The organism is Gordonia sp. 852002-10350_SCH5691597 (assembly GCF_001665715.1).
Lineage (GTDB): Bacteria > Actinomycetota > Actinomycetes > Mycobacteriales > Mycobacteriaceae > Gordonia > Gordonia sputi.
The window spans coordinates 1-10,741 of record NZ_LZMO01000070.1 but is presented as its reverse complement, the minus strand read 5'-3'; the positions used below and the strand labels follow the sequence as shown (position 1 = coordinate 10,741).

Sequence of the window (10,741 nt, the reverse complement as noted above, 5' to 3'; positions counted from 1 at the left end):
CATGGTGCCGGCCGCAGCGTCGACGGCGAGCGATCGAGCGGTGAACACGCGTCCGGCAACACCTTTGGTCTGCACGGATTCGACTGCGCTGCCGAGTCTTTCGGCACAGGTGCGCAGCGAGTCTCCGATCGACAGTGACAGTCCTGGCCCGGGTCCGGCGTCGGCGGTCGCACACGGTTGACCGACGACAACGGTCACGCGGCTGGCGTGTGCACCGATGTCGGTGAACGCCGTGCAGACCAAAGGTGTTGCCGGACGCGTGTTCACCGCTCGATCGCTCGCCGTCGACGCTGCGGCCGGCACCATGTCTGCCGCGGCGCGCGACGAACTGATCGACCTCATCGATCCGCTCGTCCGCCACGACAGGGCGTCGTCGACACACCTCGCGCGCACACTCGAAGTACACCTGCGCAACGGCTGCAGCGCGACTCGCTCGGCGCAGGCATTGCACATCGGACGCCAGAGTCTTTACCAGCGCCTCGACCGTGTGCGCGAGGTGCTCGGCTTCGACCCGACAGATCCCGAGATGTATGCGTCGATCCTGTTGGCCTTCAGTGCTTTACGCGCCGACGGCGCCGGGGCTCTCGCGCCCGTATGACACAGGCGGACCTTCCTCCGAGTTCGGGTCTCGGCGGAAGGTCCGCGTGTGTGTGACAGCCGTGGCAGGTGTCGTCAGCCGTATGTGCGCTGCGACTCCTCGACGCTCTTTCTGGCCAGAATCACATACCCCACGAATGCGATTGCGAACCCGACGAACGCACCGATGTCACCCAACTCGGGAACCGCGCGGACCACGTACCCGACGAACTTCTCCTGATTGCAGAACAGCAGGATCGATCCGACCAATGCGATGACGAACGCGGCGAGTCCACCCCAGTTCGCGTAACGGGTGTCGTACAGCAGATCCAGCGACGGACGCTTCTTGCGCAGCAACCGATCGGCGAAGACCACACCGAGCCACGGACCGATCCAGTAGGCAACCAGGAGCAGGAACGCCTCGTACGACGCTGCGGCGTCGGCAAGTGCCCACCAGGCCACCAGGAATCCGACGATGCCGAACAGCACTGTGACAAGCGCGCGCTGCGTGTTCATCGGCAGCTTGAATCCCATGGTCACGAACGCCATGGAGCCGGAGTAGACGTTGATCGCGTTGGCCGCGACGGCGCCGACCGCGATGGCCAGCAGCGTGAGATCCGCGACGAGCGTCGGCAGGTTCGCGGTGAACGCGGCGGTCGGGTTGTCCGACGTCGCCGGACCGATCGTCACCGACGCCGCGCCCACGAGCATCAGCACGGTGCACGAGACGAACAGGCCGAGCGACGCGTAGAGGCCCGTGTGCACCCGCGACACGGTCGGCGGAAGGTAGCGGGTGTAGTCGGCGGCGTAGGGAGTCCAGCCTGCGGTGTACCCGAATGCGGCGCCGACGGTGAGCCAGAAGCCCGCCATCGAGAACCCGCCACCCGACGACGGAGGCGCGTCGAGGTGCGACTTGCTGAAGATGATCACCGCGGCGATCAAGAAGATCACAGCCAGGATCGGCGCGGCGATCCGCTCGAATCGCTGCACGAGGTTGTGTCCGAAAAACGCGAACGCGGTCTGCACGATGACGATGATGATCAGCCCCACGAGCGGGGTGAACCCGAACAACGACGACAACGCGAACGCCCCGCTGGCGCTGTTGGTCGCGAACCAGCCGACACCACACATGACCGCCATGAACGTCGCGGGCAGAATGTTGCCGCGATATCCGAAGGCCAGCCGACCGAGCACCATCTGCGGCACCCCGTGCAGGGGGCCGTCGGCCGACAACAGATAGTGGGCGATCGCGGCGAGTCCGTTGCCGAGCACCACCGCGACGACGGCCTGCCAGAACGACAGACCGAACACGGCCACTGCCAGCACACCGACGAAAATCGTGGCGAATTCGAGATTGGGGGCTGTCCACGTCCAGAAGAGACCGCGCGGCGACCCGTGGCGGGCCTCCACCGGAATCGGCTCGTTGCCACCTGGCTCGACGGCGAGGACCTTGCTGCCGTAGTTCAACTGCGTGACGGCGGCATCGTCGTCGGTGGGTGCGTCAGTACTCATGGCCGCTACTGTGCTGCGTCGGCTCGGGAGCGGCAACCGACGGATTGTCCGTTGCACTCACTCGCGGATACGACATTTCGACGGTCGAGCGTGATCGACGCGACTGCGCGACGCCGTTGCTCACTCAGTCAACGCAGGGAATGGCCGAACCATTGCTCACGGCGCCGCCGGAGTCGGGCGCGGGACCGTCGAGCGATGCCGTCGTCTCGGCGTCGGCCTGATCGCTCGTCGACGTCGCACCCGACGCCGCGTCGGTCGATCCAGAAGACGACGATCCGGAAGACGGTGACGTCGCCGAGGCCCTCGAGGTGTTCGACGGTGCCTGCATCCCGAAGGCCGTCTGGATCTGGGTGCGCACCTTTGCGGTGTCGATGATGTTGACGTCCTGGCCGTCGACGGTGTCGTATCGCTCGACGGGAAGCGTGCGGAAACTGACGCGCTGATCGCCGGGTGCGAGCATCTGCTGCCCCCAAGACGTGAGGTCCCATCCGTCGGAGAGAACCACGTCGTTGTTCAGTGCGCTGCTGAGTCTGTTCAGTTTCCCGGGATCGGTCAACATTCCGGTGCTCTGTACCTGGTGTAACACCGAGAGCAGGAAAGCCTGCTGTCGGTGGGTGCGGTCGAGGTCGCCGTTGTCGAGTCCGTGGCGTTGCCGGACGAAGGCCAACGACTGCGCCGCGTTGAGATGTTGGCGACCGGAGGGGAACCGAGCGCCCGAATACGAGTCACGGACAGAGTGATTCAGACAGACGTCGATGCCGCCGAGCGCCTTGGCGATGTCGTAGAAGCCGACGAGGCTCACCTCGGCGAACCGATCGATCGGTACGCCGGTGAGCTGACGCACCGTGTGGATGGTCTCGGAACGACCGGCTTCGCGCCCACGTGACTCGAGAGTGGCCTGATCGGTGATGCCCTGTGCTGTCAGTTCGTCCTCGACCATCGCCTTCTTGCGGCCGTACGCCTCTTTGATCTTGGCCTGGCTCACGTCGAGACCGTCGACGTCGACGAGGTCGTCGCGCGGAATCGAGAAGGCGACGATGTTCTTCCTGTCCGCGGGGATGTGCACGAGGATCAGCGTGTTGGTGTTGTAGCCACCCTCGTCACCATCTCCGGCATGGAGTTGCTTGAGGATGTCGGGTGACAGATTGTTGCCGTCGCGGTCCTTGCGGGTGTCGAGACCCATCAGGAGGATGTTCTCGGCCCCGCCGCTCGACGCTGGTCCGCCGGCCAATGCCGCCGACCTACCGAACCCTCCGGCGACGTGTGTGACTGTGCCCCACGCGAGCCCTACGACCCCGAGGATCGCGACCGAACACATCGCGACCGCGATCCGCCCGATTCGCACCACCGACGACCGGCGCTGGGGTTCGGCCGCTGGGCGTCGACGCGTCGAGCGGGGGCGCGACGAGCGGGGGCGCGACGAGGCGTGAGCTTCATCGCCTGCGGCGGACCTGCGCGCGCCACGAGCAGAGGTGACCTGCGGAATGGGCTGGGTGAGATCGTCGACCGGCTCCCACCGCGATCGCGGTTCCGGTCGGAGTGGAGCTCGCTGCGGCACAGGTGGCCTCATAGGGGTACGTGACCGCCGTGCAGCGACTTCGCCCGCGGTCAGGCGTCGACCGTCGGAGCCGCGAAAACCTCGGTCACCGGAGGGTGCGCGGCGCGCGCGATAGCGCGACGTGTCCTCCTGCTCCACCGCTTTCGCCCTCTCTCGACAGTTGACTGCCACACCCGTGATCGGCATCACAAGCCGACACGACGGTCTTCGGCGGACTCCCCCACCTCGACTGGATCACGGTAGTGACATCGTCTGTGAGAGCCCTGAGTACTCGACGTTCCGGACGGATCGGACATGAAACACCGCTGGTGAGAACGCCTTTTGCCGCTCACAGCTACCTGGCAGCGCAGCCTCAGCCGCACCTCAGCACATCGGCCGCACCATCGTGTTCGTGAACCTGGATTCCCTCTCGGCAGTCTCTCCCGCAACTGCCTACCCAGCCGCCGACGTCGGCGCACCACAGGCAACAGACGATCCCGACACCGGCACCGTCGACAATCGTCTTCCCCGCGCGACGACCCGTGATCGAGTGGCCTTCGCAGCACTCCTCGTCGGCACCGCGGTGCTCTACGTCTGGAACATCACCATCAACGGAAGCGCCAACCCGTTCTACGCCGGCGCGGCGTGGGCGGGTTCCCGCAACTGGGAGGCGGTCCTTTTCGGATCAGTCGATCCGTCGAACTTCATCACCGTCGACAAACCCCCGGTGTCTCAATGGATCATGGGAGTCTCCGGCCAGATCTTCGGGTATTCGTCAGCGAGCATGCTGATCCCCGAGGCGATCATGGGAGTCGCGTCGGTCGCTCTGCTCTACGCCACGGTGACCCGTATCTCCGGCAGGACCGCGGGACTCATCGCGGGCGCTGCTCTCGCACTGACTCCGGTGGCGGCCATGATGTTTCGGTTCAACAACCCCGACGCCGCGATGGTCCTGCTGATGACCGCGGCCGCCTACTGCACGGTGCGGGCGACGTCTCGGGCGTCGGTGCGCTGGCTCGTATTGGCCGGTGTTGCACTGGGTTTCGCGTTCCTCGCGAAGATGCTCGAAGGATTGATGGTGTTGCCCGCGCTGGGCGTCGTCTATCTGTTGGCCGCGCCGACGACGCTCGGTCGGCGCGTCTGGCATCTTGCCGTCGCAGCGCTCGCACTCGTCGTGGCATCAGGATGGTATGTGGTGCTCACGCTTCTATGGCCCGCATCGTCGCGTCCGTACCTCGCCGGCTCGACGGACAACAACTTCATGAATCTGGTCCTCGGCTACAACGGACTCGACCGCATCCAGGGCCGCAGTCACGCGGGCGGTCCCTCCGAGACCGCTATGGATGAATTCATGCGCCAGAATCCCTCTCTGGCACGCGGTTTCGGCGGTGGCATGTTCGGGAGCACCCCCGGCTTGGGTCGACTCTTCGCCGGAGAGTTCGGAGCGGAGATCTCGTTCCTGCTGCCATCGGCGCTCATCGCGCTCGTGGTGGTACTCGCGCTGCGCGGGCACGCACCACGCACCGACCTCGTGCGCGCGGGCGCACTGCTGTTCGGACTCTGGTTACTGCTCGACGGAATCGTGTTGTCCTACATGAGCGGAACGGTCCATCCCTACTACTCACTTGCGATCGCACCTCCCATCGCGGGACTGGTCGGGATCGGAGTCGTCGAGGCGTGGCGCGCCCGCGAGTCGACGACGGTGTGGCGCGCGATCACCGCGCGCGTGGGGTTGGCAGCGATGATCGTCGCGGGTGGTGTCTGGGCGTTCGTTCTGCTCGACCGCGAATCGTCGTGGCTCCCCTGGTTGCGTTGGGCGGTACTGCTTGTCGCTGTCGCGGCAGCGGTACTCGCAGCTGTGCCGACACGTGCGCGTCGACCCGTCGCCCTCATCGCCGCTGGATGCGGTGTGCTGGCCGTGCTCTCGGCTCCGGCGGCGTTCGCGATCAACGGCGACGCCGTGGCACACACCGGCGGCGGGCCGTCGGTCCTGCCCGGCCACAACACTTCTGGCCACGACACGTCTGGACACAGCAGCACGGGCGGCGGGGGCATGGGCACCGCGGCGGATTCGCCGCAGCTCGACCACCTGCTGCAATCGAGCTCCGCACGCTGGGCGGCGGCCACCAACAGGACGTCGAGCGCAGCGTCTCTCGAACTCGACGCTCGCGTCCCGGTCATGGGTATCGGCGGATTCTCCAACGATCCGACACCGACGCTCGCTCAGTTCCAGAAGTACGTGGCCGACAAGGAGATCGGCTACTACGTGGTCGCCACCCCACGCGATTCAGAGCCCGAAACACATAGCGCGTCGGCCGCATTCGACGGGTTCGGGGGCGGACAACGCGCGAGCGGACGAGGCAGCTCGGTGACCGCACCCATCGGGCAGTGGGTCACAAGCCATTACGCCGCCCGCACCGTCGGCAGCTACACGGTCTATGACCTGAGCGCGCCGCCGGGCACAGGCACGACATCGGCGTCGACGGAAACCACCGCTACACAACAGAACTCCGGCACGTCGGGGCCGGAAACACATTCGACGACACGTCGTCGTACCCATCACCTGGCACGAAGCTGAGGAGAACACCGGTGTTTTGTCAGCAAATTCAGAATTCGGCAGTGGCAGTGTTCTCAGTAGCGGACGGCAGTGTGGTCTCGTGAACAGCAATACGCCCGACGAGTCCGACACCTCACCGATCGAAGGTTCTCACCCGGATCAGGGACACAACGAATCCAACCCAGGCCCAGCACCCGACCCGGGGACACCGCGGCAGGGCGCACCGTACGAAAACCCTTACACAGAGCCATATCCCACCGCGGCCTATCCCAGTGAGCCTAATCCCACTCCCGGGCAGTTCGCTGGCGCATACCCTGGCGCTCCGACGCCCCCTGCCCCTGCCCAGCGATCCCGTGGCATCGCGAAACCGGTCGTCGCGACGGCGGTGCTGGCCGGATTGGTCGGTGGACTCGTCGGCGTCGGAGGGTATGCGCTTCTCGATCACGGCTCGTCGTCGAGCGCGCCAGTGATCGCATCGGCACCGGCCGCCGCGACCAATGCCGCTGACGCGCAACCCGGTTCGGTCACCTACGCCGCTCAGGTGGCGTCGAAGTCGACGGCCGACATCAAGGTCGCAACCAGCCAGGGCACGGCCGTCGGTAGCGGCATCATCCTCTCGCCGGACGGCTACGTCCTCACCAACAATCACGTGGTGTCGGGCGTCGGCAGCGGCGCCAAGATCCAGGTGACCACCCCGGACGGAAAGACCTATCCCGCAAGCGTGAAGGGCACTTCTCCCTCGTACGACATCGCGGTCATCAAGCTCGACGGCGCGTCGGGGCTGACCCCCGCGAGTATCGGCGATTCCGGGTCGCTTCAGGTCGGCCAGCAGGTGGTGGCCGTCGGTAGTCCCGAAAACCTTTCCAACACTGTGACATCCGGAATCGTGAGCGCACTGTCTCGGACCGTGACCGCGGGTGACGAGCAGGGCAACTCTGTCACCGTCTACAACGGGCTACAAACCGACACTCCGATCAATCCGGGCAATTCCGGTGGGCCACTGGTGAATTTGCAGGGACAGGTCATCGCCGTGAACTCGGCCGTCGACACCGGACAGAGCAGCAGTGGCGGCCCGCAGGCATTCGGCCTCGGCTTCGCCATTCCGATCAACACGGCAAAGCGCATCGCGAATGAACTGATGCAAGACGGTCACGCCACCAAACCCGTTCTGGGCGTGTCAGGTTCGCTCGCGTCGAGCGCGGATGCGGTCAACGGAGCCAAGGTCACATCCGTGCAGTCGGGCGGTCCGGCAGCGGACGCCGGCATCAAGAACGGCGATGTGATCACCAAGATCGGCAACGCGACCATCAGCAACTACGCCGACCTCATGGCGCAGATCCTCACGCACTCCCCTGGCGAAACCGTGCCCGTGACCGTCAGTTCCGGCGGACAGACCAAGACCGTCCAGGTGACACTGGGCAGCACCGTCGACAAGGCACAGACGACGATCCCCCAGCAGCAGGGCGGCGGCTCTGACGGCAGCGGCCCAGGCGACGGCTCTGGGGGCGGCTCGGGACAGCGTCTTCCCTTCGGCTTCGGACTGCCCTGACACCCATGGCAGCAGAGGCAGGCATCACGCCCCGGCCCGCCGCGCCATCGTCATCGCGTTGTCGACGGCGGCGCCGCCGGTGTCGTTGTTGAAGTAGACGAAGACGTCTTCGGACGACGTGAACGCCGCGTGTAGCCGCTCGAGCCACCCGTCGATGGCGCGGGTGCCGTACGACGGCGAAGGCGAGGCGAGGCCGGAATGCATTCGGAGGTAACCGAAGTCGGCCGTCCGCCACAACGGAGTGAGCGACCTGCTGCCCCGGTCGGCCCAGCACAGTGCGGCGTTGTGGTTTTCCAGTACCGCACGGACGTCGTCGACCCACCACGAGTCGTTGCGCGGTTCGACGACGACCCGCACCGTCTTCCCGAACTCAGCCAGAACGGCGTCGAGCGCTTCCGGATCTACCGTCAGGTTCGGGGGAAGTTGCACCAGAACAGGCCCGAGATGCGCACCGAGCGCGTCCGCACGACGCAGGAAGCGCGCCACCGATTCTGCAGGCTCCCTCAGTCGTCGCACGTGGGTGAGATACCGACTCATCTTGACTGATACCAGAAACCCCTGGGGCAGCACTTCATTCCACCCCTCAAACGTCGACCGTTCGGGGAGCCGGTAGAAGGTGTTGTTGACCTCGACCGTCGAGAACTTCTGCGCGTAGTACTCCAGCCAGCGGCGTTGCGGCAGTTCGGTCGGATAGAAGTGGCCGCGCCAGTCCTTGTACTGCCAACCGGAGGTACCGACGTGAAAGGTCATGGTGCGTCGACTCTGTCAGACGTAGCGGCGTGCGATGTCGACCACCTGGCCCCGGTATCCCCCGCCGAACACGACGGCATGCATGAGCACCATTGACAGGTAGTGGAGCGGCACGCGTTCACGCCAGCCGTAGGCCAGTGGGTACTGGTGTTGGTAGCCGTCGAGGATGTCGTCGAGGTGCGGAGTACCGAACAGCGCGAGGGCCGCGAGGTCGGTCTCCCGATGCCCCACGTGCGCCGACGGATCGATGAGCACACACCCCTCCGGTGACCACATCACATTTCCCGCCCACAGATCGCCGTGCAGTCGCGCCGGAGCGTCGTCGGTGTCGAAGTTCCCTTCGCGCAGCCGCTCACAGAGCTGTTCGACGACGCGTGCGTCGTTGCCGCGCAGGCCGCTCTCGGGCAGCAGTGGCATGAGCTTCTCGTCCGCATACATCGCACCCCAGGAGTCGTGGCCGACCAGCGAGAGGTCGAGGAGGTGTTCGTTGGGGCCCTGATATCCCGCGCCGTCCCAGCCCGGTGGCCCCTCGCCCCAGCGAGCAGACTCTTCGAGCGTGTGCGTGATGGCGAGTCGGCGGCCGAACTCCGTTGCGGCATCGGCGTCCGGTGACGTCGAATTGACGCGGGTCTCCGTCAGTGTGGCGTCGTCGGTGGACACCACGCCGACGACCAACGCGCCGCCAGAGTCCATAGCTTCTGCGAGCCACCGCAACCCAGCCACCTCCCAGCGAGCCGGGCGTCCGGAGGTGTGCTTGGTGAACGTTGAGGGCATGACTCCTTGATACCCGCGCCGCGAGGTGACCGCCCACGGCGCGACAGAACTCAGTCGCGGTATCTGGCGAGATACACCAGGTCATATGGACCGGTGTCGCGTCTGCGGATCTCCCGGTAACCCATGCGCTGATACAGCCGTATGTTGGCGACGCTCCGCTCCCCGGTGAACAGTTCGACGCGCGTGACATTTTCAGGGATCACCGAGTCGACGGCCGCGAGCAGACGTGTCCCCATCCCGCGTCCCTGCATATCGGGAGCGACAACGAGTCGCATCACCTCGGCCACATCACGGTCGACGCGGATTCGCATCGCCGCGACCAGCCTGCCCCCGACTCGAATCCCCCATGCACGCACCGCGGAACCCGACAGTTCGGTGAGTAGGTCGAGTAGCGTCTGCGTCAGTGCGGGCAGCGAGACGTCGTCGTGTAGTTGCGCCTCGGTCACGTACGCCGCTCGCTGCAATGTCAGGAGTTCACCTGCGTCGCCGGTCGTCAACTCGACGATGTCGGCATCATTCATCGACATCGCGCCGTCGTCACTCTCGCCGTCACGAGGGTTCACGCATGATACCCAGATGCCGAACCGAACCCGACAGTCCCGGAAGCTCTTTCACCGGAGTCCAGGTGTTGAGGCCGTCGGTGCTGTCGGAGTAGAGGTACTTGCCCGCCTTGTAGGCATCGAGGTAGATCCGCCACGCGTTGCCTGGCAATTGAATCACCGCGGGCCCCTCGACGAACGCACCCCAGTTGCCCGGCGCGATGAACCGGTACGGACCGTACAACGACGACGACACCGCGTGCTGCACAACCTTCTTCGTCTCGTTCTTGGTGAACGCGTGATACGTCGAACCGACCTTCACGACGGTGGTGTCGATGTGGTCTGCGCCGAGTCCGGCCAGCGGAATCGGCGGGCCCCACGCACGCAGGGACGAGTCGAGCGCTGTCATGATGTACGGCACGAAGCCTCCGCCCGTCGACATCGAGAAGATGACGTTGACACGCCCGCCCTCGACAAACCAGTCGGGCGCCCATGCCTTGGTGGTGAACGGGGAGAGCGACGGGCCGTCGGACGAGCCGGCAGAACCGGACGAGCCCGGCCCACTCGACGATCCGAGCCCCTTGCCGTCACCGGTGCCGGGCAGAAACGCGCAGCAGAGCGGCACCGGTACATTGCGCACGAAACTCCAGTGCACCCGGTCGCGGCTGCGCGCGAACCCGATGTTCGCGCCGTCGACCGTTGTATAGGTGACGTAGTAGAAGCCGTCGGTGTGGCGGAAGATGCTGGGATCGCGCACGCGGCCGCTCGGCGGCCGGTACGCAGGCTTGGCCACGGGCTCGAAGGCGCTGCCGTCGGCGGATTGGTACACATCCATGTACGTGTCGCTGGTGTTGCTGAAGGCCACCACCGGAGCTTGTCAAGATGTTTGTGTAAGAACGTGACTCCTGATTTTTGTGTGCTTGCTGTTGCGGTCTAGGTGAGGTGGG

At 65.6% G+C, this 10,741-nt stretch carries 8 protein-coding genes and 2 pseudogenes; 3 read left to right on the top strand and 7 right to left on the bottom strand.

Annotated features, from left to right (window positions below):
- Positions 1-267, bottom strand: a pseudogene (locus A5777_RS24585) (PucR family transcriptional regulator); the annotation flags it as partial.
- Between A5777_RS24585 and A5777_RS24580 the strand changes: the two are divergent.
- Complete coding sequence (locus A5777_RS24580) at positions 260-598, top strand: helix-turn-helix domain-containing protein (RefSeq protein ID WP_442903012.1); 339 nt, start codon at positions 260-262, stop codon at positions 596-598. The pseudogene A5777_RS24585 and the gene A5777_RS24580 overlap by 8 nt on opposite strands.
- A 74-nt stretch (positions 599-672) precedes the next feature.
- Here the strand turns inward: A5777_RS24580 and A5777_RS05095 are convergent, their stop codons facing one another.
- Positions 673-2,088, bottom strand: coding sequence for a purine-cytosine permease family protein (locus tag A5777_RS05095; RefSeq protein WP_005207726.1), 1,416 nt, complete (start codon positions 2,086-2,088; stop codon positions 673-675).
- A gap of 124 nt (positions 2,089-2,212) precedes the next feature.
- On the bottom strand, positions 2,213-3,832 hold the full coding sequence (locus A5777_RS05090) for an LCP family protein (protein ID WP_442903011.1): 1,620 nt from the start codon (positions 3,830-3,832) through the stop codon (positions 2,213-2,215).
- Between the two features lie 199 nt (positions 3,833-4,031).
- Between A5777_RS05090 and A5777_RS05085 the strand changes: the two genes are divergently transcribed.
- Both A5777_RS05085 and A5777_RS05080 read left to right on the top strand, forming a co-directional pair.
- Positions 4,032-6,203, top strand: coding sequence for an ArnT family glycosyltransferase (locus A5777_RS05085; protein ID WP_064861856.1), 2,172 nt, complete (start codon positions 4,032-4,034; stop codon positions 6,201-6,203).
- A 79-nt stretch (positions 6,204-6,282) separates the two neighbouring features.
- Positions 6,283-7,731 carry a S1C family serine protease gene (locus A5777_RS05080; RefSeq protein WP_064861855.1) on the top strand — a complete coding sequence of 483 codons (1,449 nt, stop codon included), beginning with the start codon at positions 6,283-6,285 and terminating at the stop codon, positions 7,729-7,731.
- A gap of 24 nt (positions 7,732-7,755) precedes the next feature.
- On the opposite strand, the gene A5777_RS05075 is transcribed toward A5777_RS05080, so the two are convergent.
- The 4 genes and pseudogenes from A5777_RS05075 to A5777_RS05060 all read right to left on the bottom strand — a co-directional run.
- Positions 7,756-8,481, bottom strand: a complete 726-nt coding sequence (locus tag A5777_RS05075; RefSeq protein ID WP_064861854.1) for a DUF72 domain-containing protein — start codon at positions 8,479-8,481, stop codon at positions 7,756-7,758.
- A 15-nt stretch (positions 8,482-8,496) separates the two neighbouring features.
- Entirely contained in the window at positions 8,497-9,255 is a 759-nt protein-coding gene (locus A5777_RS05070; RefSeq protein ID WP_064861853.1) for a fructosamine kinase family protein, read from the bottom strand.
- A gap of 50 nt (positions 9,256-9,305) precedes the next feature.
- Complete coding sequence (locus A5777_RS05065; RefSeq protein WP_231894952.1) at positions 9,306-9,818, bottom strand: GNAT family N-acetyltransferase; 513 nt, start codon at positions 9,816-9,818, stop codon at positions 9,306-9,308.
- Positions 9,805-10,662 (bottom strand): annotated as a pseudogene (locus tag A5777_RS05060) (glycoside hydrolase family 43 protein); the annotation flags it as partial. The gene A5777_RS05065 and the pseudogene A5777_RS05060, both read right to left, overlap by 14 nt.
- Between the last annotated feature and the right edge of the window lie 79 nt (positions 10,663-10,741).

What these genes read in the sequence shown, in the direction of transcription:
- A5777_RS05095 (WP_005207726.1), bottom strand. Translation starts at nt 2,088, where the DNA reads ATGAGTACTGACGCACCCACCGACGACGATGCCGCCGTCACGCAGTTG.
- A5777_RS05090 (WP_442903011.1), bottom strand. Translation starts at nt 3,832, where the DNA reads ATGCCGATCACGGGTGTGGCAGTCAACTGTCGAGAGAGGGCGAAAGCG.
- A5777_RS05075 (WP_064861854.1), bottom strand. Translation starts at nt 8,481, where the DNA reads ATGACCTTTCACGTCGGTACCTCCGGTTGGCAGTACAAGGACTGGCGC.
- A5777_RS05070 (WP_064861853.1), bottom strand. Translation starts at nt 9,255, where the DNA reads ATGCCCTCAACGTTCACCAAGCACACCTCCGGACGCCCGGCTCGCTGG.